Annotated in this window: 22 protein-coding genes; 9 read left to right on the forward strand and 13 right to left on the reverse strand. The window is 43.7% G+C overall.

Features of this window, described 5'->3' with window-relative positions; all coding sequences use genetic code 11:
• The first annotated feature begins 170 nt into the window (after positions 1-170).
• The gene (locus BGP76_RS17315) at positions 171-575 is read left to right on the forward strand and encodes an HU family DNA-binding protein (protein ID WP_099599925.1); all 405 of its coding nucleotides are present in this window, start codon (positions 171-173) and stop codon (positions 573-575) included.
• 114 nt (positions 576-689) lie between these two features.
• Here BGP76_RS17315 and BGP76_RS17320 read toward each other — a convergent pair whose 3' ends face one another.
• The 9 genes from BGP76_RS17320 to BGP76_RS17360 all read right to left on the reverse strand — a co-directional run bounded on the left by BGP76_RS17320 (position 690) and on the right by BGP76_RS17360 (position 9430).
• Entirely contained in the window at positions 690-1622 is a 933-nt protein-coding gene (locus BGP76_RS17320; RefSeq protein WP_119845627.1) for a glycosyltransferase, read from the reverse strand.
• Positions 1610-2128: a dTDP-4-dehydrorhamnose 3,5-epimerase family protein gene (locus BGP76_RS17325; protein WP_119845628.1), complete on the reverse strand. Its 519-nt coding sequence runs from the start codon at positions 2126-2128 to the stop codon at positions 1610-1612. The genes BGP76_RS17320 and BGP76_RS17325 overlap by 13 nt, the downstream gene beginning before the upstream one ends.
• On the reverse strand, positions 2125-3126 hold the full coding sequence (locus BGP76_RS17330; RefSeq protein ID WP_119845629.1) for an NAD(P)-dependent oxidoreductase: 1002 nt from the start codon (positions 3124-3126) through the stop codon (positions 2125-2127). The genes BGP76_RS17325 and BGP76_RS17330 overlap by 4 nt, the downstream gene beginning before the upstream one ends.
• Positions 3017-4090: a CDP-glucose 4,6-dehydratase gene (rfbG, locus tag BGP76_RS17335; RefSeq protein ID WP_119845630.1), complete on the reverse strand. Its 1074-nt coding sequence runs from the start codon at positions 4088-4090 to the stop codon at positions 3017-3019. The genes BGP76_RS17330 and rfbG overlap by 110 nt, the downstream gene beginning before the upstream one ends.
• Positions 4072-4848, reverse strand: a complete 777-nt coding sequence (rfbF, locus tag BGP76_RS17340) for a glucose-1-phosphate cytidylyltransferase (RefSeq protein ID WP_119845631.1) — start codon at positions 4846-4848, stop codon at positions 4072-4074. The genes rfbG and rfbF overlap by 19 nt, the downstream gene beginning before the upstream one ends.
• Positions 4845-5633 (reverse strand): putative nucleotide-diphospho-sugar transferase, encoded by a 789-nt coding sequence (locus BGP76_RS17345; RefSeq protein ID WP_119845632.1) that lies wholly within the window; start codon positions 5631-5633, stop codon positions 4845-4847. The genes rfbF and BGP76_RS17345 overlap by 4 nt, the downstream gene beginning before the upstream one ends.
• Positions 5630-6643, reverse strand: coding sequence for a glycosyltransferase family A protein (locus BGP76_RS17350; RefSeq protein ID WP_119845633.1), 1014 nt, complete (start codon positions 6641-6643; stop codon positions 5630-5632). The genes BGP76_RS17345 and BGP76_RS17350 overlap by 4 nt, the downstream gene beginning before the upstream one ends.
• The gene (locus BGP76_RS17355) at positions 6630-8018 is read right to left on the reverse strand and encodes a DapH/DapD/GlmU-related protein (protein WP_119845634.1); all 1389 of its coding nucleotides are present in this window, start codon (positions 8016-8018) and stop codon (positions 6630-6632) included. The genes BGP76_RS17350 and BGP76_RS17355 overlap by 14 nt, the downstream gene beginning before the upstream one ends.
• A gap of 92 nt (positions 8019-8110) precedes the next feature.
• On the reverse strand, positions 8111-9430 hold the full coding sequence (locus BGP76_RS17360) for a hypothetical protein (RefSeq protein WP_119845635.1): 1320 nt from the start codon (positions 9428-9430) through the stop codon (positions 8111-8113).
• A gap of 552 nt (positions 9431-9982) precedes the next feature.
• On the opposite strand from BGP76_RS17360, the gene BGP76_RS17365 reads away from it, so the two are divergent.
• The 3 genes from BGP76_RS17365 to BGP76_RS17375 all read left to right on the forward strand — a co-directional run bounded on the left by BGP76_RS17365 (position 9983) and on the right by BGP76_RS17375 (position 13358).
• On the forward strand, positions 9983-11089 hold the full coding sequence (locus BGP76_RS17365) for a DegT/DnrJ/EryC1/StrS aminotransferase family protein (RefSeq protein WP_119845636.1): 1107 nt from the start codon (positions 9983-9985) through the stop codon (positions 11087-11089).
• 197 nt (positions 11090-11286) lie between these two features.
• On the forward strand, positions 11287-12288 hold the full coding sequence (locus BGP76_RS17370; protein WP_119845637.1) for an NAD(P)-dependent oxidoreductase: 1002 nt from the start codon (positions 11287-11289) through the stop codon (positions 12286-12288).
• Complete coding sequence (locus BGP76_RS17375; protein ID WP_119845638.1) at positions 12285-13358, forward strand: glycosyltransferase family 4 protein; 1074 nt, start codon at positions 12285-12287, stop codon at positions 13356-13358. The genes BGP76_RS17370 and BGP76_RS17375 overlap by 4 nt, the downstream gene beginning before the upstream one ends.
• Positions 13359-13555: 197 nt before the next feature.
• Here the strand turns inward: BGP76_RS17375 and BGP76_RS17380 are convergent, their stop codons facing one another.
• Positions 13556-14713: a lipopolysaccharide assembly protein LapB gene (locus BGP76_RS17380; protein ID WP_119845639.1), complete on the reverse strand. Its 1158-nt coding sequence runs from the start codon at positions 14711-14713 to the stop codon at positions 13556-13558.
• A gap of 291 nt (positions 14714-15004) precedes the next feature.
• Positions 15005-15142, reverse strand: coding sequence for a hypothetical protein (locus tag BGP76_RS20350; protein ID WP_158584321.1), 138 nt, complete (start codon positions 15140-15142; stop codon positions 15005-15007).
• Between the two features lie 14 nt (positions 15143-15156).
• On the opposite strand from BGP76_RS20350, the gene rimO reads away from it, so the two are divergent.
• Positions 15157-16476 (forward strand): 30S ribosomal protein S12 methylthiotransferase RimO, encoded by a 1320-nt coding sequence (gene rimO / locus BGP76_RS17390; RefSeq protein WP_119845641.1) that lies wholly within the window; start codon positions 15157-15159, stop codon positions 16474-16476.
• A gap of 282 nt (positions 16477-16758) precedes the next feature.
• Here the strand turns inward: rimO and BGP76_RS17395 are convergent, their stop codons facing one another.
• Positions 16759-17400, reverse strand: coding sequence for a uridine kinase (locus BGP76_RS17395; RefSeq protein WP_215976228.1), 642 nt, complete (start codon positions 17398-17400; stop codon positions 16759-16761).
• Between the two features lie 124 nt (positions 17401-17524).
• Here BGP76_RS17395 and BGP76_RS17400 point away from each other — a divergent pair, with 124 nt between their 5' ends.
• The 4 genes from BGP76_RS17400 (at position 17525) to BGP76_RS17410 (ending at position 20381) form a co-directional block, all read left to right on the forward strand.
• Complete coding sequence (locus tag BGP76_RS17400) at positions 17525-17806, forward strand: hypothetical protein (protein WP_073125200.1); 282 nt, start codon at positions 17525-17527, stop codon at positions 17804-17806.
• 112 nt (positions 17807-17918) lie between these two features.
• Entirely contained in the window at positions 17919-19814 is a 1896-nt protein-coding gene (locus BGP76_RS17405; RefSeq protein ID WP_073125199.1) for an ABC-F family ATP-binding cassette domain-containing protein, read from the forward strand.
• Between the two features lie 160 nt (positions 19815-19974).
• Positions 19975-20202, forward strand: coding sequence for a hypothetical protein (locus tag BGP76_RS20185; RefSeq protein WP_139281100.1), 228 nt, complete (start codon positions 19975-19977; stop codon positions 20200-20202).
• Between the two features lie 8 nt (positions 20203-20210).
• Entirely contained in the window at positions 20211-20381 is a 171-nt protein-coding gene (locus BGP76_RS17410; RefSeq protein ID WP_245816882.1) for a PspC domain-containing protein, read from the forward strand.
• A 127-nt stretch (positions 20382-20508) separates the two neighbouring features.
• Here BGP76_RS17410 and BGP76_RS17415 read toward each other — a convergent pair whose 3' ends face one another.
• On the reverse strand, positions 20509-21171 hold the full coding sequence (locus BGP76_RS17415; protein ID WP_119845642.1) for a 4'-phosphopantetheinyl transferase: 663 nt from the start codon (positions 21169-21171) through the stop codon (positions 20509-20511).
• Between the last annotated feature and the right edge of the window lie 35 nt (positions 21172-21206).

A 21206-nucleotide genomic window follows, 5' to 3' on the forward strand; every position in this document is an offset into this window, starting at 1 on the left:
GGTTGCTCAACCTCTTCAAGACTTCTTCAATACGGTGTGTTTTTTAACGTTTTTTAGTATTTAATGTCGCCTATTTGGCATTATAATGGCTTTGTACAAGCCAAATCCCACAGAGCGCTCGGTTAGGATTTCAAATCAATAAATGTTTAATTTTTTAAATTTTATCAATTATGTCTGTAACATATAAAGTAACTGAGCGCGTAGATCCAAGGGATTTGTCGCTCCCAAAAAAGTACTATGCAAGAATCGTCAATGGGGACGATGTGAGTTTTGATGAGTTGGCTGGGATTATCAGCAAGGTGTCCAATCTCAACTATGGTTCTGTAGTAGGAACATTGGCCACCTTGATAGAGGTGATCGAGATGCAACTCATCCACGGTAGACAGGTGAGACTTAGCAATCTAGGTACTCTCTTTTTGACACTGAGTAGCAAAGGTGCAGATACCGAGGAGGATTTTCGTACTGCGAACATTATAGCTGGTAGAATCAGGTTTCGTCCAGGTGCTAAACTCAAAAAGACGGTGAAAAATCTGGAGTTTGAAAAGGCCAGTACATCCTCCGATGTAGCCGAATAAATACTCACAAAGTATAAGTCATAAAAAGCAAATGCAATGTTGAATACTACACAATGAAACGGTCTCACGATGTGAGGCCGTTTTGCGTTTGGGGCTACAATACACTGATACAGTTTACCTGTAACTTTTGATATAATCCTTGATCAAATGCATAGCCAATTGGTATTTAAAACCAGGCAAACTCATTGGTGGTTTGGTACTGAGAATATTATATTTTTTTAGAAGCTTAAAGGGCTCATTTTTTTTGATGTTGTAGCGGTAGGAGTGCATTTTCGAGAAACGAAGGAGCAACTCTCTAAGTTGTATTGGTGTCAGGTCTCTTTTGAAAAAGTAGTATGATTTGAAGACGTCATCCAAAAGACCTACTTCATTATATCCCCAATCTTTTACATTAAAAACGCTAACGAGTGTCTTGAAATGAGGTGCATATATGCCTCCCTTTCTATAGAGGCAGTCTGCTGTCCAGAATATAAATAAATAAGGGTTTCGAAATTCGGGATCTCGGAGGTATCGGTCTATTAGCCCTTCTCTGTTGAGTAATAATCCAGACATTTGATGTGCCAGGTGCGAAACTTCAAACAGTGAATTGTAGCCAGCGGGGTAGGCTTGATATTCGAAATTTTCTAGCCGACTCTCTATGATGGTACCATCTTCATAGAGGTTGCTGAGACCAGGGATTATACAGCCTATTTGTTTTTCTTCGATTTGTTGGATACAAAATGTCAAATAGCCTGACACGATATAATCATCGTCACCTATCCACATGACATAGGGACTAGTCGCCCTACCCATGAGGTCTACGACATTAGGTTCGAGACCTATGTTTTTTGCTTGACAAAAATATGTAATGGATAGCTCAGGGTGGGCAGTCATGAGGTCTTCGACCTGAATTTTCGTATCGTCAGGCGAACAATTGTCCGATATGATAATGGTTACTTTGTCTGCAAGGTGCTCTTCTTTAATTTGCTTGGTCAAGCCCTTTATATTCTTGACTAAATCAGCACAACGGTTGTAGGTAGGGATTAGGATGTCTATTAGGGTTTCCATAGAGGCCAGTTTTGGTCTTTGTCTGATACGATAGGGTTTGGCGTATGCCAATGCTCATGTACCATAGGGTCCTGCCAGTTGATGCCGTTTTCTGATTCGGGAATATAGGCTTGATTCGAAAAGTATAGGATATCCGTATTTATAGCTAGGACTTCATAGCCTGTCGCAAATCCCGTAGGGATCCACAAACCTACATCTGATTTATCCAATATGACGGAATCGGCCTGTTGATAGGTAGAGCTGTCAGGTCTTAGGTCTAGGAATACGAGATTAATTTTGCCCTGGGTCGCTCGAAAAAATTTAGACTCGGTATGAGACCCTTGCTGGTAGTGTAGTCCTCGGAGTATGCCTATTTGTTTGTTTTGTACGAAGTTGACCTGGGCAATTTGATAGTTTTCTAAAGGGGAATCGTGATTGAAAAACTTGATAAAGCTACCTCGGTCGTCTTCAAAATGCGGAGAGCCAAGAAGCAGGCAACCTCCTGTTAGGGTTTGAATAGTTTTCATGTGTATTTTAAAATTTCCATGCCAATTTTCTTTTTGGGATTCCAGCCAAACGTATGACGGGCTTTACTGTCGTCCATGACGAGATATTCCATTGAGGTGTCTTTTCTCTCCATGGCAGTGAATTCAAAACGGACGTTTTCTTTGACTGCAGTTAACCCCGCGAGGGCCTCTTCTATGGCTTCTCGTACTGTTTGAGCATTCGTTCCCAATTGATAGATGCCCGAGTGGTTTTGAAGTACCTGAGAAGTAACGAGAGTCGTTACATCATCCACATGGACGAATTGCCTCAGTTGTGTACCTGCGGTGAAAGTCATGGTTTTTCCATTTTTTACAGATTTCGCTATATACGGGAATAGTCGATGTTCATTTTCTCCTGCACCGTAGATATTGGGGAGAATAAAATGGAGAAGCTGATCATGTCTGCTATTGATTTGATCTTGGACAAAGGCTGTTAACAAAGCCTTTGAATGACAATAGGTGTTCGGTTTAGGGTTAGTGTTTTTGACTAGTTGTGCCTCGCTGAACGGAGTAGGATTCGTAGCATCTCCATATTCAAAATAAGAGCCGAAAGTTACTATTTTTCCTTTGAATCCAAAGTTGAGTAAATAGGAGATAAGGCGAATGGGTTCAAAGGCGTTCAGTTCATAGATCAGATTTTCAGGGTCTTTGTTTTTGGGCTGGATGCCAAGGCCAGCGCAATAATAGATGACGTTCATTTCGAGCAAGTCTGCTAAAGGGAACTCAGATGAAAAACTCTTTTCTGGAAAAGAGTAGGACTGCTGATCAAAGCCAATAAAGTGTTTTTCTTGTGATACAAGTTGTTGAATGATGGATTTGGCTAAAAAAGAAGTAGCTCCTATGATGGCAATGTTGGACATGAAGAAGGGCTTAGCGTTGAAAGTAATCTTTGATATCTGACTGGCATAACTGGAGGTTATTGCTGGCTCTGCTGTGTTGTTGATACCATGCAATGGATTTTTGAATGGCTTGTTTTCCATTCCATCTAGGGTGCCAGCCTAGGATTTGGTTAGCTCTGCTGCTATCCAGAAGGAGCTGAGTGGTTTCTACGTGTGCTTCTTTTACTGGACTTATTTCGTATTTCCCTTTCCCAATGATGCTTATTGCGATTTGGGATAGTTCTTCCACCGTGATTTTTTCTTGCACGTCAGGACCGAAGTTGAAGATATAAGGGGAGGTAGCATTTGTAGGTTGCTCTATATAAACGACAGCTTTCAAATATCCCACGAGAGCATCTAATACATGTTGCCATGGACGGATTGAATTTGGGTTGCGGAGTTGGAGGGTATCGCCGTTCAGCAAGGAACGAGCTATATCGGGAAGAATTCGGTTTTCGGCCCAGTCACCCCCGCCGATAACATTGCCTGCTCGACCTATGACTACTCGTTTGGTATGTTCATTTAAGCCAAAGCTAGAAACGTAGGATTGTAGTACTAGTTCCATAGCTGCTTTACTGCTGCTGTATGGGTCGTGCCCTCCCAGTTCGTCTGCCTCTCGATAAGGCGTTTCGGACTCTTTGTTTTTATAGACCTTGTCAGTCGTGATCGCCAAGAGTGTACAAGTGTAATCTAAAGAGCGAAAAGCCTCCATGACATTGATAGAGCCACCCACGTTGACGTCAAAGGTGTACTTGGGATCATCATAAGATGCTATAACCAATGGCTGTGCAGCAAAATGAAAGATGTAATCAGGACGGAAACTATCGATTTCGGTTTTTAATAGAGCAGCATCTCTGATATCACCAATGAAAGAATCACAAAGTTTATTTCCTTCAATTTGATTATAGAGACTCTGATTGTCGGCTTCTAGTGCATAGCCCTTTACCTTAGCGCCTGTATGTTGAAGTAAGCAGAGCATCCAGCTACCCTTGAAGCCTGTATGGCCAGTTAAGAATATTTTTTTTCCTCTGAATTGGTTAATTAGACTTATTTCCAAGTTTTCCATTTTGGTTCATTTTTCCACATAGCTTCTAATTCTACTTTATCTCTTAGGATATCCATGGATTTCCAGAAACCGTGGTGCTGTTTGCCTACTAGCTCATGGTCGGCCACTAATTTTTTCATAGGATCCTCTTCCCACATGACTTGATTCATATCTCCGTCTAGGTAATTGAATACCTCTTTATTGAGCACAAAAAAACCTCCATTGATCCATGATCCTCCACTTTTCGGTTTTTCGATGAATCCATTGACGGATCCATCATTTGCCATGTCTATCACACCGAATTTCCCTGCAGGTTGTACGGTGGAGACGGTGGCGATTTTATTATGTTCTTGATGAAATTCAACCAATTCCTTGATATTAATATTACTGACGCCATCTCCGTAGGTTAGCATGAATTGCTCATCTTGGATATATGGAGCGACTTTTTTTAGTCGACCTGCCGTCTTGGTGTCATGTCCCGTGTCAATCATAGTAATTTTGAAATCTTCAGAATGATCCTTGTGTATAGTTGTGGAGTTGTCGGCTAAATCTACGGTAATGTCCGCATTGTGAATAAAGTAGTTCATGAAGTATTCTTTGATCACATACCCCTTGTACCCCAAACAAATAATGAACTCATTGAAGCCGTAGTGCGCGTAGCTTTTCATGATGTGCCAAAGGATCGGTTTGCCACCGATCTCGATCATTGGCTTGGGTTTAAGGTGCGACTCTTCTGAAATGCGTGAGCCAAGTCCTCCTGCGAATATTACTGTTTTCATTTTAATAGTTTTCGTAGAAACGAGTAAATTTTATAAGACAATTTAAGAGGGAAATTTTTTTCTTCCCACGAATAGCATTTCCTTCTGGATGCAACCCAAACTCTTTGAGACAGGTGAGTGTTTACTTTTTTTTCTATCCCTTTGAATTCATCTTGAGAGCAGCGACCATGAATTATTTTTATAGCTTCTTTGTCAGGGAATGCTACGTTGTTTAAGAATCGAAAATTGTATGTTGAGTCTAGGCAGTGAAGTTTGATGTCTGATATTGCTAGTGCTTTCATGAAGGCAGGCTGATCACTCCACATGGTGGTTTTATTTTCTAGAAAAGAGCTATGCCAGTTGCTAATGAATCGATTCGTTCTTGGTCTACTGTTAAACCCGACAACACCTGTGTTATATGGGAAGTAGCCAACGAGACACTTTTCATTTATTTGTATTTCTTCTTTGTCATAATAGTCTTTGCAGACTAAAAGATCAAAGTGATCTAAAAGGTCAAAAGTGGAAGAAATGTCTTCGCAAAAGTAGGTGTCCGAATCTACGAAAAAAGTGTTTTCATACGGGCTTAGAGAGAATCCTCTTATCTTGTATAAGAGTCCGTCTTTCCAATCCTTTGTTTCTAGGTCTATTTTTTCAATAATTACATTTGTGAAAACGTCTGATTTATATTCTGTGTCAGTGACCAAGGAAATATGAGCGTTGGGTATCACTTTTAGTAGAGATAGTGCAGATTGCTCAGCCTCATCGATATATTTTTTGCCCGTTGCTATGTATAAAAAACCGTTCATTTTAGAATTTTATTTATTAGTGCGTCATGTTGTAATCGTATGAGGATACCTTTTACATATGGCAGGTTGGTCTGTCTAAGAACATTTAGTACAAAGAAGTAACCTTGAACCAAGTTAAACAATGTATTGGAGGGAAGTATGTTTTCAAACAGCCGTATGTAATTAGTTAATGTGTGTTTTTTCATTTGACCAGTTACAATTGAATCTTCAATACCTTGAAAAATTTCAAGTGCTAAAATTTTCTTCATCCAAGGTATGTTCTCTTTGTTGAGGACTTCTGTCAAAGCCAGTGCAATATTTCTTTTTGCTTCAAGTTTGGTAAAGCTGTACCTATGATTTGATATTCTGTTTGTGTCATTATTGTCGATTCTGATAAGACAGTCTAGGTACTGTGTAGAGTACACTTTGAAGGATTGATCAATTGCACGAATATGTAAATCAATATCTTGCCATATGGGAATAGACTCATTCCAGAGTAACTTTAAAAATGAAGCTTTACGCCAAATAACCGCTGGAGTATTCCATTTAGGAGTTCGAGGACAAGGAAGCATAAACTCCTCTAAGGTTATCTTGTCGGAGATGGGAAGTGTTTTTTTTTGTACCCTTGGTGAAGTGTCGTTTTGTTTCAATACGCCAACGGCACTTATCCAGAGGTCAAATTTACTATTTGCATCAATACAGTTTGCCCTTATTTTAATCATGTCTGAAAGCATGATGTCATCGGAATCAAAAAAAATCAAGTATTCTCCTTTGGATTTCGTCGCTCCTATATTTCGACAAGTAGGTGCTCCTTTTGGCTCTCGATGACGGTCAAACAGTTTGAACCGCTTGTCTTTTTTTATGAACTGTTGAACGACACCCTTGGTGTTATCAGTTGATCCATCATCCACGATGATACACTCCCAGTTTGGATAGGTCTGACTCAGTACAGACTGCAGTGTTTCTGCTATGAGTGCCTCCCGGTTATAGGAAGGGATGATGACTGATACTAATGGGTTATTTGATTCCATACCATTTGTTCATTTTTTTGAGACACCACTTGTTATGATGAGCTTCTTCTTCTAGGGTTAAGTTTTGTTGTATAGGGTACGCTGCAATATTTGTTGTTTTTGGTTTTAGTCTAATGTCATTCGCATCTAAAAACGTTAGTATATCCAAAACATTTGTGTTGAATGACTCTAGTTTAATGGAGATGCTCTCATTTGAGATGGTTTCTAGTTGTTGTTCAATTAAACTATTCCAGTATTCCCAATACCAGCAATTGCGCTCAAATGGAGACATTTTTTTCCAGATTTCTATGTCTATCCGAGGGTCGCATATACCACCATTTATTCTGTTTTCGCGGTAAATAGGTAAAGCAAACAAAGATGGGACAGAAAGTTTTTCCCTAAATGGGTATTCAAATTCTCTATCATCAAACCATCCACGTCCATAGGCAGACATGATAAATTTTTTGGACTCTCTTATAGACCAAATAAACTTGGCTTTTGGGAAAATCTCAGCATAGATTTCTACTAGGTTAGAAATTTTTTGATCCGATTCACCATAAATTTTGGTATAGATATTAGACGAGGATTTATATAGTGCAATGATTCTACTTTTAACTTCGTCTTTGCTGATTAATTTATGCGCATAATCAGTGGAAAGTTTTATCAATTCGCCTTTTGGTTCATGGGCGCAAGTGATGTCTGGATGCTCATTGAGCGTTTTTGCTATTGCTTCACTCCCAGACCTTCCAGTACCTACTATAAAGAAGAGGTTGTCTTCCATCTCCATAACTGTACGGCCAGACTGATTGTATAAATCTCCATTTATACCCCCGTATTTTTTTTTGTTTTCAAGATTAGAATATAGAGTCTCATTTCTTGATTTTAGTATTCGTTCTGGAGGATTCCCAATAATAGAGAGTCGTGGAACGTCACGTGTGACAACAGTGCCTAACCCAATGATAGCGCCTTCCCCAATTGTAACACCTGGTATAATACAGACATTCATGCCTATCCAGACATTTTTTTCGATGTGGACAGGTTTATACACCCTTTTATTATCGTAAGGAAGAGCTTCTCCTTCATATTGATGGTTGCTAGAATAGAGCACGAAATTTCTGCTGATATGTGTATTGTCTCCAATGATAACTCCACCATCTGAATGTATATAGGCATTATTGCCAATATGGACATTTGACCCTAAAGTGATTAGTCGGGGGTGTGTAATTGTAATACTTCCGTTAAATCTAATACCCTTGCCTTTTGTGAGGATTTTAGAAAGAAGAATTTCATTCTTAGTTGCTATTTGTTCTTTTTCTGCGTGCTGAATTACTTCTAATAAAATAAATCGTAGTTTGAATAGAATTTTAGATAAAAGGGTTCTTGTTTTTTGTTTCATAAGTTAGATAACAAGATTAAGTAGGCTACTCCTAAAAATAGTGACTTTTTTGTGAGTAGGTAGTATTATGGTTTTTTTGTCAGGGTTTCTGCTTATGGTGTTAAATGATTCGGTCTTTTAATACATAAAACCAAAAACAGCCCATAAAAAGGCATTACAGGGATTTTGTATCTCATTAAAGTGCCAAAATTAAAAGTACTTACGCCTACGGCAAAGGCAAACATAAGGGCAAAACTAAGACAGAAAAGGATAATGGGGGTGTTTAGCTTCTTTATTATTATACTCCATTTTTGAGTGGAGAACAGCCGAATGGTCAGGATTAGAAAACCTAAACTCTCCATGGCTGATAATAACATGAGTGGGTTTTTTACTTCCCATGGCCAGGGACGAAATAGCGTCACGATGACGCCTTGAGGGGCGAGTTTGATGAGGCTGCCTATGCTGCCATCTAGTTCTCCGAGGGTGTAACCAGAGTTGTCTCCCTGACGAGCGCCCCAGCCATAGCGGATGTCATAGGCCGTGATCATGGCAGTTTCTCCGATTTTGTCGAGCGCGTAGCGAGAGTCATCCTCACTGATTTTTTGCATGGCAAAGTAGCCACCTCCTATAAACACCGTGATGAGTACAGGAGCGATCATCAGCTTCACCACAAAACTACGCACCTTGGAGATGTACTGGAGATAGAGGAAGATCGATACGCCGACCAAAAAGCAGAGGAGAATATAGATTTTGATAGAATAGATGACCCATCCCATGAGCAGAAACAACAAGATATTGCTCAAGGATAGCCGGTTGAAGATGCTAATCCTAAGTACGATGTAAGTCATCCAGCAGAGTGCTGCGAGGGTAATGCTGTCTTTGAGGATACCCGAACCCCAGAAAACGACAGAGGGGATAAATAAAGTAGCATACGCTAGTTGTTTCGTTTGTGCTGGAGAGAGTTTTTGGAATAGGCTAAATAAGACCCAATGTCCACTAAAAGCAAAAGCAGCAAAGAAGAGAGCTGTTGCGCTGTAGGTCTGGAACGTAAACAGGTCAATGACAGCAGTCATACGAATGATAAACATAGAGGCAGCATCTCTAAACATCCACATTTTACTGGTGTAAGGGTAAGTTTTGCCATTGTAGTCTCCTGCTTTTTGGAACAATAGGTCAAGCCCAACGGCAGGATCATCCATGAATGCCTGCCAGATCCAGCGACTGCCATGGCTGTGGTAGGTAAAGGTGTCCCCGCCACCATAGTAGAACTGATAGATCATGCCGAGTGCTATGGCACCTACAAATTTGATGGCTAACCCCGGAATGAAATAGGGACTGGTCTGTGCGTTGGTTGCATAGGGACGAATGACGTAGGCACCTATGAGGAATAGGATGAGGTATAGGGGCGTTATGAAAAAATCCTGAAACGTCAAGGTTTGGCTATCTTACTAGGGTGTTTTTGTTTGTTTTCTGAGGGTCGAAGTTACTTTGATTTCTGAGGATTTGGAAGTGTTTGTTTCATGGCAAACGCATTTAAACCAGATCCCTTTAATTAAGTTGGTCATTATTGAGGAAATCAGTAAGTAGGTTAAAACCCTGCTCGTCGCTCCCTTCATCCGCCATTCTCTGAAGCGACGGAGGAGCTATCAGGGAATCCCCCGGCGGTAAGCACTGTGCTGCCCTTGCATCCTGTCAGGCGAGAGGTTAAATACCTTTGCCATTGGGTTTGTTCCTCTGGGATAGTGTTTTGATGGAAACCGTGTCGGATGAAAAGATATCCGCGACCACAGCTTTCAAACTATTGTTTTAATTTTGACCTCTTTTATCAATGCCATTTAGTTAAGCTTGAAGAGACCAAATATAGCCACCCGTGATCGTGTTCTCACGATCATACAGATGGGATTTGTGGAGACACGAACCTAGGCAGATTAAAAATGGCTTAACTAAACGGCATTAAATCCCAAACCACTACTAACCCTTACACCATGCATATTCCTTTTTTTGATCTGACTCGACAAAATACCGCACTAGCAGACGAGCTCAATGTAGCGATACAAGAAGTCATCCAGTCAGGACGCTTCTTGCACGGGGACAAGGTCAGCGCTTTGGAGCAAGATTGGGGAGCGTTGAATGCTCAGACTCACGGGATAGCAGTCGGTAATGGAACGGATGCACTAACGGTGGCATTGATGGCACTGGGTGTGACCGCTGGTGACGAAGTGGTGATCCCTGCCATGTCGTGGGTCTCGACGGCTAGCTGTGTGACTCGATTGGGCGCTAAGCCTGTTTTTGTGGATGTGGATAGCGATTATCTGATGAATTTGGAAAAGGTAGAAGCCAAAATAACTGCAGGTACCAAAGCTGTGGTGCCAGTGCATCTCTATGGGCAGATGGTAGATATGGTTGCCCTGAGTCAGTTGTGTAAAGATAGGGGGGTGGCGATCGTGGAGGATGCTGCACAGGCACATGGTGCACTGCAACAGCAGGAAGCTCCAGGTACTTTTTCGGATGCGGTGGTTTATAGTTTCTATCCCACGAAGAATTTAGGTGCATTAGGAGATGCAGGGATGATCTTGACCCGTGACGCTAAACTGGCGGAGGGTTGTAGACGGGTAGCGAATCAAGGAGGTCTTCAGCGTCACGAGCATACGGTGGCGGGGATGACTAGCCGAATGGATGAACTGCAAGCCGCGATTCTCTTAGCGAAAATGCCTCATCTTAAGCATTGGAATCAGCGGAGAAGAGCCATAGCTGCTACATACAGTCACCAGTTGAGTACTCTAGGTGGACTGGCTCTGCCGCATGAGCGCGTAGGTAACTACCACGTCTATCATCAGTATGTGATCCGGTGTAAAAAACGTGATGCTTTGGCTGACTATCTACGGGAGCAGGGTGTAGAGACCGATATTCACTATCCCGTGGCACTGCCTTTTTTGCCTGTTTTTCAAGCGTGTAATTACAGCGCTGATGACTTTTCCGTGGCGCATCGATGGAGTCAAGAGATTTTGTCTCTCCCTATCTTTCCTGAACTGGAAAACGAGGAGGTCGATTATATTTGCACGAAAATCAAAGCGTTTTTTGCTAGAAACTGAGACCGTAATAAATCGTGCAGGTCTATTATACCATCCCGCAGATAGGCCTGGCTTGAAGACAAAGTGTGGAGGATGCATTTCAGACAATATTTTAATGAAAGTTGAAATTGAACTCAGGGTTTTGCTTTGAAAAAAGAGGGATGAAATTTTTTAATAGCCTTTATTCTGAATTGGAAGTGCTAAATGTTTAAAAAAGTATGCCAAAGAGTTTAGTGACCGGAGGAGCCGGGTTTATTGGGAGTCATGTGAGCGAGCAGCTGATAGATATGGGGCATGAGGTCGTGGTATTGGATGACTTGAGTGGTGGTTTCGTGGCGAATGTCCCTAGGCAGGCGACCTTTGTGCAGGGGTCTATTTTGGATCACGTCTTGTTGGCGGACCTTTTTGATACATATCACTTTGACTATGTCTATCATTTGGCGGCTTATGCTGCGGAGGGACTGAGTCATTTCATCAAGCGATTCAATTACCAAAACAACTTGACAGGCAGTGTCAATCTCCTCAACGAGTCCATCAAACATGAGGTCAAGTGCTTCGTCTTCGCTTCTTCGATAGCGGTTTATGGCACACAGCCTACTCCAATGACTGAGGAGTTGGTGCCTAGTCCCGAGGATCCTTATGGGATAGCCAAATATGCCTTTGAGATGGAACTGAAGGTGTCGAAGGAGATGTTTGGGCAGGACTATGTGATCTTTCGTCCGCACAATGTATATGGCGAACGCCAGAATCTAGGCGATCCCTACCGCAATGTCCTCGGAATCTTTATGAAGCAAATCATGGAGAGGAAGCCACTGACGATCTATGGAGATGGCAGCCAGACACGTGCTTTTAGTCATGTGGATGATGTTGCTCCCGTGATTGCCGAGGCAGCACATCGTACCAATATGTATGGGGAGGTATTCAATATCGGGGCAGATGAGACCTGTACCGTACTAGAGTTGGCAGAGAAGATACAGGCTGCTTTCGGGTCGTCAGAGGAGATTCGGTTCTTAGAGGCACGAAAGGAGGTCAAACATGCCCACTGTAGCCATGACAAATTGGCTCGCTACTATCAACTGCCAACAGCTACGCCTCTCGCGGAGGGGATCGCCGCTATGGCACAATGGGCAAAAAAAGAAGGTGTGAAATCTAGCCAAAAGTTTGATGAGATCGAAATATATAAGAATTTGCCTCCCAACTGGATCAAAGACCCTTCATGACCAAAAAAGTCCTTTTCATTACACCCTACCCGCAAGACACGGCTGGATCGCAGCGTTTTCGCTTTGAGCAGTACATTCCTTTCTTGGAAGCAAAAGGTGTGCAGGTAGATCGTCAGAGTTTTATCGATGACAAGACCTGGGCTGTGTTATATCTACCCGGTCACGGACTCCAAAAGATACTAGGAATCGTCAAGGGCTTTGTTAGACGAAAGTGGATGTTGCTCAAGGCGAGTCGCTATGATTTTATTTTTATCCACAGAGAAGCCGCTCCTTTGGGACCTCCCGTGTTCGAATGGGTACTAGCAAGGGTGCTGAAGAAGAAGGTGATTTACGATTTTGATGATGCGATCTGGAAGGAAAATACCACTGATGCCAATGGCCTCATTGCTAGGCTCAAGTGGGCTAGTAAAGTTGCTACAATCTGTCGATGGAGCCACCGTGTGAGTGCGGGTAACGAGTTCCTCGCTAGCTATGCCCGCCAGTACAGTGATAGAGTAGTCGTGAACCCGACGACACTGGATACGGGGCGTCGGCATGTACCCGCTCCGCAAAAGTCTACTGACAGACCTGTGATCGGTTGGACAGGGACGCATTCGACACTCAAGTATCTGGAGCTTATCGCCCCGGTCATCAATAGCCTAAGGCAAGAAATCGCCTTTGACTTTGTTGTGATAGCGGATCAAAAGCCAGTCTCTGAGATTGAGGACTTTATTTTCCTCCCATGGAATGACCAGACGGAAATCCAAGACCTCAACCGCATCGATATAGGTGTGATGCCGCTAGAGGTCGATGAGTGGGCCAAGGGCAAGTGCGGGTTCAAAGCACTGCAGTTTATGTCGCTCGAAAAGGCTGTGTTGGTAACTCCCGTGGGTGTCAATGCAGAGATCGTGGCACACGGCATTTCTGGCTATCATTGTGAAACATTGGCAGACTGGGAGATATATTTACGAGACTTGCTACTCAATGAGTCAATACGCCGAGACATGGGCGTTCAGGGTAGAAAGACCGTCGTAGAGCAGTTCTCTGTAGCATCCAATACCGCTAATTTCCTGTCTTTGTTTGATGTTTAGTCCCACTGTCACCGTCACCGTCATTCCCCGACTTGATCGGGGTATCTCCTTCGTCTAGCAGGTTGTATGAGTTGCGCAGCACTTACCGCTGGAGATTCCCTGATAGCTCCTGCGTCGCTTCAGAGAATGAAGGTTGGTAGGACATTTGTTTTGTCTAGGTTCTAGAGTCTAAAATCTAGGATCTAAAATCAATAAGGTTACATCTCTTTAAGATACCGCTTGGCGAGCTTGTTGGAGCGGTCACCTCGGTCGGATAGCTTTTTGACTCGCTTAAAATAGTCTTTGGCCTCATCCTCATTGCCTTCTTTCATGGCGATTTCGCCTAGGTTGAGGACGGAGTAGATGTAATAGCCCATTTCTTGCGCACCGATTTCATCACCATATTTTATACTCAGTTCAAAATACTTTTTGGCAGTCTCATAATCGCCTTTGGCACTATATACTTCTCCGAGAAAGAAAGCAGCATAGCGACCGCTATTGGCTTCATAGCCTAGATATGCACTGTCGATTTTGTGGAGGATGTCGTGGGCTACTTGTTGGCATCTACGGTACTGACCGTTGGAGTACAGGATGCGGGCGTAGTAGCGCTCAAAGTAGGCATTGTTGGGATAGGTTTTGTGTAGATAGTCTGCGGTGAACAGAGCTGCTTGCTGATCCTTTAGCTCGTTGGCTTGGATACGCATGAGGAAGTACTGTGCCTCGGTGCGTGTGTAGAAGGCGTTGTTTGCTGCGTCTTTGAGCTGCTGTATGCCTAGTTTTTTGTCTCCATCTTCGAAGAACATAATGATGGGCTTCAGCATGGGGTAGTTCTCGGGAATCCACTCGATGTAGTAGTTGTATAGGCCGTCACCGAATAGGATTTCGGGACTGAATTCTTCTTTGCCACGGCACTCTTCGAGGTAGCCCATGGCACTACTGGCTGCTGATGCTGCTTTGCCCCAGTCTTTGCGCTCAGCATAGAGTCGCCCCTTGAAGGCATAGGCGGCTGCCAGGATAAACGACCCTTCGATGATACTACCTCGCTCATAGATTTGCTCTGCCTTGACGATGGCGCTATCCATGTGAAACAGGAATTCTTCGTCATATTGTTCGTTGAGGACGTTGGGCATGATGCGCCACCACTGACTGAGGCCGAGTAGAAAATCCGGGAGTGGATGCCAAGGGTACTTGCTTTTGATCCAGCGAAACTGACTATCGGCGCGTTTGAAATCAAAATTGTACATCGAGTTGATCCCTTCGGTAGACTCGATCTGTACGTTCATATCGGTGAGCAGTGCGGGTAGACTATCCGCAACCTGTGATTTTCCCGCTAGGGAAACCAATAGCATAGTAAGTGTAAGGATGATGTTTCTCATAGATTGAAGCAATCATTCCAAAAATAGTACCGATTTTCTGATTGACGATAGCTTTTGGCTAATAGTGGAGGGGGAGAGAAGAGAATTCTATGTTTTGATTCCTTAAAAACTGACAGGTTTTCCATTTTTCGTCATACCCCGCTCTTCTCCCATCCGTCATGCCCGGCCCTTCTCCCATCCGTCATGCCCCGCCCTTTCCCCCCTTCGTCATACCCCGCTCTCCCCCCCCCTTTCGTCATACCCCGACGTGAGATCGGGGTATCCCCCTCGTCTGGCAGGATGTAGGGCTGGCTAGTGTAGTGCATACCGTGAGTCATTCGCTGATAGCTCCTCCGTCGCTTCAGCGAATGACGGGTTGGTAAGGTATACCCAAACTTTAAACCACTCCATTCTACTTTGATGGCCTGATGCGCTAACTTTGCGGTTCATCTAAGAGGGATACTTTGAAAACAAAAGGCAGAAGAAAAGAAAAGGTCAATATCGTGACGCTCGGTTGCGCGAAAAATATCGTGGATTCGGAAGTGATTTTGACGCAGTTGAAGGGCAATGATATCGATGCGGTGCATGAGTCGAAGAAGAATGATGCGACGACTGTGATCATCAATACCTGCGGGTTCATCGAGAATGCCAAGCAAGAGTCTATCGAGACGATCCTCAATTTTGTGGATGCAAAGGAGCAGGGGCATATCGAGAAGGTCTTCGTGACGGGTTGCCTCTCGCACCGCTACAAGGACGACCTGCGCAAAGAGATCCCTAATGTAGATGAGTATTTTGGGACGACGGATCTCAAGGGGCTGCTGGCCAAGTTCAAGGCGGACTATAAGCACGAGCTGCTGGGCGAGCGTATTTCGACCTCTGATACGCACTATGCGCACCTCAAAATCGCCGAAGGATGTGATAGACCGTGCTCGTTTTGTGCCATCCCTATCATGCGTGGCAAACACGTCTCACGACCGATGGAGGAACTGGTCGTGGAGGCCAAAAATCTCGTGAGTAAAGGCGCAAAGGAAATTTTGTTGATTGCACAAGATTCGACCTATTACGGTTTGGATCTGTATAAGAAAAGAAATCTGGCAGAACTGATGGAGCGACTCTCTGATGTCGAGGGACTGGAGTGGATACGTCTGCATTATGCCTTCCCTACGGGGTTTCCGATGGATGTACTCGATGTGATGAAGGCCAAGCCTAACATCTGCAACTACCTCGATATCCCACTACAGCATGGTTCGACTAAGATTCTGAAACTGATGCGTCGTGGTACGGATAGAGAAAAGACACAAAAACTGCTAGACGATGTCCGTAGCAAGATTCCAGATATTGCGATTCGTACGACACTGATCGCGGGACACCCGGGTGAGACCGAGGAGGATTTCGAAGAGATGATGCGCTTCGTCGAGAGGAGTCAGTTTGACCGTCTTGGGGTGTTTGCTTACTCGCACGAGGAGGACACACACTCAGGTACGATGAATGACGATGTGCCTGAGGAGGTCAAAAACGAGCGTGTAGACATGCTGATGGAGCTCCAAGAAGGAATCTCTCTAGAGAAGAATCTCAAGAAAATCGGACAAGTTCACAAGACACTGATCGACCGAAAGGATGGGGACTACTTCATCGGGCGTACCCAGTACGACTCTCCAGATGTGGACAATGAAGTCCTCGTGCAGGCAGACGAAAACTATCTACGCATTGGTGACTTTGTGGATGTGGAGATCACAGATGCAGAGCCATTCGATCTATACGGTAGACCTTTGTTTAAGAAATAGTAGCGTTGTAGTTGTTTCAGGCTATTTGCTGCGAGCCACCGTATCGGTGCGAAAGCTTCCCGCAGATTGCTGGGACTCATCGCATGGGCGCGATGGCTTCCTGCAGGTTGCAGTGACTCATCGCATGGGTGCGACGGCTTCCTGCAGGTTGCAGCGGCTCATCGCATGGGTGCGAAAGCTTCCTGCAAGTTGCAGCGGCTCATCGCATCAGTTTTATCATACGTTTTTTGGCGAGAGGCTGTCCTTTTCTTGTCGGCTGCCTCATTTTCTTCTGGCCGAGGTTTAGTTGATAGAGGGGAGCGTGTTTTTACAGTGGGCTTTGACGACTGCTAGTCCTTTTTCGAAGGTGGTGCCGTTGTTAGGGATGACGATGTCCGAGGTGTCCCGATGGGGCAGGATATACTTTTCGTAGGCAGGCATCACGTGATATTCGAATCGGTAGAGCACATCATCCATGTCGTAGTTGCGTTCGATAGCATCTCGTTTGATCCGGCGCTTGATCATCAAATGTGCCTTGGCTTCTACGAAGATGCGTAGGTCTAGCTGATCAGTGATTTCTTTTTGATGGAAAATGAAAATCCCCTCTACCAAGATGATCGGCGCAGGTTTGGTGATGATCTCTTTTGGGATGATGTTAGGATTGTTGAAAGTGTACTCTGGTTTGGAGATGGTTTCGCCGTTTCTGAGCTTTTCCAAATCTTTGGCAAACGCGATCAGGTCAATCGAGCTAGGGATATCAAAATTTTCCACGCCATTCTCGTCGATGAACTGTTCTTCATAGGGACGGTAATAGTTGTCTAATGACAGGACACTTATTTGCTCATCGCTAAATGAGTTTCTAAGGTCGCAGAGGAACTTGGTCTTGCCAGATGCACTGCCGCCGCAGATGCCGATAATGTATGGGGTGTTGTTTGAAATCTTCAAATCACAAGAGATTTTGATTTTGAAATCGCAAAATTAACTTTCTAATCCGAGAATGCTATCCCAGTTCACTATATTAACTCCTTCTTAGTCTTTATATTTAATCAAAATATCTAAAAACCGTATTATGAGCGCAGAACACCAAGGTCAAGTAGAAAAAATTTTAAAGGAACTGGGAAAAAGAATCGATGATTTGATCGTAGAGGCTAGAGGAGCCAAAGATGAGATCCGAGATGAGGTGGAAGATAAAATTCGCGACCTGAAGAGTAAAAAGGAGAACTTAGAGACAGAGTATTCGGAGTTTAAAGAAAAGAACGAAGGCAAGTGGGTGGAGATCAAAAACCATCTTTCTAGTGCTGCAGACGAAATCAAGTTGGCTGCAGAGGCTGCCTTCAAGAAAAAAGGATAAATCTACCCTCTATATAGTCAGGAGTACACGTTGTGCTGTTCGGAACTTAGCATACATTTGCCTCCCCAACGAGCCTTCGTTGGGGTCATATCACAGTTCTAAAAAGTAAGCTATGCCTCCAATTGCCGTATCCGTAGAGAAATTAACCCGGAGTTTTAACGAAAAGCAACTATTCGAAGAGATCACTTTCGGAATAGACCAAGGTCAGAAAGTGGCGCTCGTAGGTGTCAATGGCTGTGGTAAATCCACGTTGCTCAATATCATCGCGGGCAAGGATCAGCAAGACGAAGGCCGCGTTTCATTCCAAAAGGATATCAAAGTATCCTATCTTGCTCAGTCGCCCGACTTGAGCGGTTTTGAGACTGTATTGGATTCTATTTTTGATCCCACACATCCTGAATCCAGACTGCTGGGAGAATACTGGGATCTGGTAGAGAAAGAAGACCCTACGATGGATGATCAGCTACGGGTGCAAGATCTCGTCTCAGCGATAGATGAGAGGAATGCGTGGGACTATGAGTATAAGCTCAAAGAGATTTTAGGCAAACTAGGAATCAATGACCTCAACCAGACCATCTCCAGTATGTCTGGAGGACAGCAAAAGCGTATCGCACTAGCAAAGGCACTGCTCGACGAGCCTGAGTTTCTCATCCTAGATGAGCCAACTAACCACCTCGATCTAGATATCATCGAATGGCTCGAAGAGTACCTCGCTTCGCAAAATCTATCAATCCTGATGGTGACGCACGACAGGTACTTTCTCGATCGTGTCTGCAATGAGATCATCGAAATCGACCGTGGACAGATATTCAAGTATAAAGGGAACTATGCCTACTACCTAGAGAAAAAATCCGAACAGGAAGAAATCCAGCATGCTGAGAAAGCAAAGGCTAAGAACCTCCTGAGCAAAGAGCTGGATTGGATGAGGCGACAACCTAAGGCAAGGGGGACGAAAGCGAAGTATCGCGTGGATGCATTCTACGAAACGGAGAAGAAGGCAAAAGTCGATTTGAGTAAGGCTAATATGGAGATCAAATTGGCTGGACGTAGACAGGGCAAGAAGATTCTGGAGCTAAAGAATATCTCAAAGTCATGGGGAGGAGAAGCGATCTTTACTAAGTTTTCGCATGTGTTTGCCCGTGGAGAAAAAATAGGGGTCGTTGGTCAGAATGGTACTGGAAAATCTACATTCCTAAACGTACTTACTGGTGAAATAGCGCCAGACACTGGAGAGATTGATCAGGGGCTTAATACCGCTTTTGGGTACTATCATCAGCATACCATAGAAGAAGACCCTGGCAAAAAGGTCATCGATGTGATCTCTGAGATCGCCGATGCGATAGAACTAGATGACGGGAGTCAGATCACCGCTTCTCAGCTACTCAATCAATTTTTGTTTCCTCCTAAAACGCAATACTCGCAGGTGTCGAAGCTGAGTGGGGGGGAGAAGCGCCGCCTACAGTTGCTAAAGGTACTGATGGCCAATCCTAACTTCTTGATCCTCGATGAGCCTACCAATGATCTGGATATTGTCACGCTCAACGTACTGGAGGATTATTTGGATAACTTCCCTGGCTGTCTGTTGGTGGTGTCGCATGATCGCTATTTCATGGATAGGTTAGTGGATCATTTGTTTGTGTTTGATCAGACGGATGAGATTCAGGACTATCCGGGCAACTATACGGACTTTAGGGAGATTCAGGATGAGAAAAAATCAGGGAAATCGGCCAAGAAAGTGCCGTCGATTACTCCATCACCTGAACCTGCTAACACGCAAAAGCAAGAAGGTAAGCGGAAGTTGACCTATAGCGAAAAAGAGGAGTTTGGCCTGCTGGAGAAGGATATCGCCAAGCTAAATGCTAGAAAGGCTGAGCTGGAAGAACTCTTGAACTCTGGAGAGTCCGATCATGTGATCTTAACTGAGTGGTCTTCGGAGATTCAGACGATCAATGATACGGTCGACGAAAAGGAGATGCGCTGGCTAGAGCTATCCGAAATCGCAGGTTGATCAAAGCGGACACTTTTAGAGGGGGGAGTGTACATTATTGGACATGTTGTTAAAGTGGTTTTTGCGTAACTGTTAGGTTATCAGTGTTTTATGTGTTTTGGCATAACCTTTGTCAATTTAGTATCAAGGTCAAAACTCAAAATAAATAAACACTGAGACCATGATAACCAAACTTAACATCCGTAAAAACCGAGTCCTGTTGATCCTGCTAGGCATCCTAGCAGCAGTAGTGATCGGATACAATGCGACAGGGACAGGTTTGGAGGAGTATAGTTCAGGTAAGTTAGTGCCGCCTTCTCGTTCGTTAAGTAGCAGTTCGAATTTAGCCAGTCATATCATGGGCTACTCAGCCAATTCATTATTAACTTTAAAAACACTTACAAAATGACACGTATTTTGAAAAAATCAAGCGATAGAGTATTAGGAGGCGTATTAGGTGGAGTAGCAGACTACTTAGGATGGGATCATACCTTGGTCAGATTAGCATATGTTTTACTTTCTATCATGTCCATAGGGTTTCCTGGGGTGATAGTATATCTAGTGCTTTGGTTCATCATGCCGGATTAATTGGGTCTCGTCCATACTGTCCGCTTTTAGCGTCATGTTGATCGGAAGGATGCTCATTTCCGAAAGGAAACTCCGCTTTTTCCCTTTCGTATGCCTTGATAGCAAACATTTTGAACCAACACCTTTTTTATGAGATCCTAATTTCTTCGAGTGGGCGGAGCAGTACGTAGGTTATTACCTCTGTTTCTAGTCTAAGGTATCCAATGTCATATTGAGCTGGGTCAGTGAGTGGAGAACACAAACTGAGGAGAGGTTGGATATGACATTTTTCGTTTAGGAGTGTTATCTCGCAATCTTGAAAATCCATGAAGAGTCCGCTGATCGGAAATTGCATTTTGTAGAATGCTTCTTTCATAGAGAATATTAGCGTGCTTAAAAAATCAACTTCGGGCATAGCTGTACGCTTGAGTAAATCAATTTCATTATTGGTATAAAGTATTGCCCACATGTCTGGGGAGATACGTCCTATGGTTTCTATGTCTAGGCCAATACCACCTATCGTTTTGGTAGACGAAGCTATGGCACCTGATAGCTTTGTTGAGTGACTGATAGAGCCTGTGACTGCTTTGGGCCAGATAGGAACTCCCTCTTTTGTTTTTAGTATTGGTTTTCGGGTGTCTAAACGGTCTAGACACTGATGTGCACAATACCTACCGCTACAAAATTCCTGAAGTCTTTTGGGGTCATAGTCTTGAGTAATATGTTTTTCTGATTCGAATAGTACATCTGTTGTATGTGATAAATCAGAAAATGAGGAATGTACACCTTCTGGTAGAGAGAGGTTGATCATGAAAAAGATAGCTGGTAAAAAGGGCTCTGTTCTAA

The sequence above is a fragment of the Reichenbachiella sp. MSK19-1 genome (assembly GCF_003590315.1).
GTDB classification, from domain to species: Bacteria; Bacteroidota; Bacteroidia; order Cytophagales; family Cyclobacteriaceae; genus Reichenbachiella; species Reichenbachiella agariperforans.

Coding starts and splice junctions, on each gene's coding strand:
- BGP76_RS17315 (WP_099599925.1), top strand. CDS start 171: ATGTCTGTAACATATAAAGTAACTGAGCGCGTAGATCCAAGGGATTTG.
- BGP76_RS17320 (WP_119845627.1), bottom strand. CDS start 1,622: ATGGAAACCCTAATAGACATCCTAATCCCTACCTACAACCGTTGTGCT.
- BGP76_RS17325 (WP_119845628.1), bottom strand. CDS start 2,128: ATGAAAACTATTCAAACCCTAACAGGAGGTTGCCTGCTTCTTGGCTCT.
- BGP76_RS17330 (WP_119845629.1), bottom strand. CDS start 3,126: ATGGAAAACAAGCCATTCAAAAATCCATTGCATGGTATCAACAACACA.
- rfbG (WP_119845630.1), bottom strand. CDS start 4,090: ATGGAAAACTTGGAAATAAGTCTAATTAACCAATTCAGAGGAAAAAAA.
- rfbF (WP_119845631.1), bottom strand. CDS start 4,848: ATGAAAACAGTAATATTCGCAGGAGGACTTGGCTCACGCATTTCAGAA.
- BGP76_RS17345 (WP_119845632.1), bottom strand. CDS start 5,633: ATGAACGGTTTTTTATACATAGCAACGGGCAAAAAATATATCGATGAG.
- BGP76_RS17350 (WP_119845633.1), bottom strand. CDS start 6,643: ATGGAATCAAATAACCCATTAGTATCAGTCATCATCCCTTCCTATAAC.
- BGP76_RS17355 (WP_119845634.1), bottom strand. CDS start 8,018: ATGAAACAAAAAACAAGAACCCTTTTATCTAAAATTCTATTCAAACTA.
- BGP76_RS17365 (WP_119845636.1), top strand. CDS start 9,983: ATGCATATTCCTTTTTTTGATCTGACTCGACAAAATACCGCACTAGCA.
- BGP76_RS17370 (WP_119845637.1), top strand. CDS start 11,287: ATGCCAAAGAGTTTAGTGACCGGAGGAGCCGGGTTTATTGGGAGTCAT.
- BGP76_RS17375 (WP_119845638.1), top strand. CDS start 12,285: ATGACCAAAAAAGTCCTTTTCATTACACCCTACCCGCAAGACACGGCT.
- BGP76_RS17380 (WP_119845639.1), bottom strand. CDS start 14,713: ATGAGAAACATCATCCTTACACTTACTATGCTATTGGTTTCCCTAGCG.
- BGP76_RS20350 (WP_158584321.1), bottom strand. CDS start 15,142: ATGAACCGCAAAGTTAGCGCATCAGGCCATCAAAGTAGAATGGAGTGG.
- BGP76_RS17400 (WP_073125200.1), top strand. CDS start 17,525: ATGAGCGCAGAACACCAAGGTCAAGTAGAAAAAATTTTAAAGGAACTG.
- BGP76_RS17405 (WP_073125199.1), top strand. CDS start 17,919: ATGCCTCCAATTGCCGTATCCGTAGAGAAATTAACCCGGAGTTTTAAC.
- BGP76_RS20185 (WP_139281100.1), top strand. CDS start 19,975: ATGATAACCAAACTTAACATCCGTAAAAACCGAGTCCTGTTGATCCTG.
- BGP76_RS17415 (WP_119845642.1), bottom strand. CDS start 21,171: ATGATCAACCTCTCTCTACCAGAAGGTGTACATTCCTCATTTTCTGAT.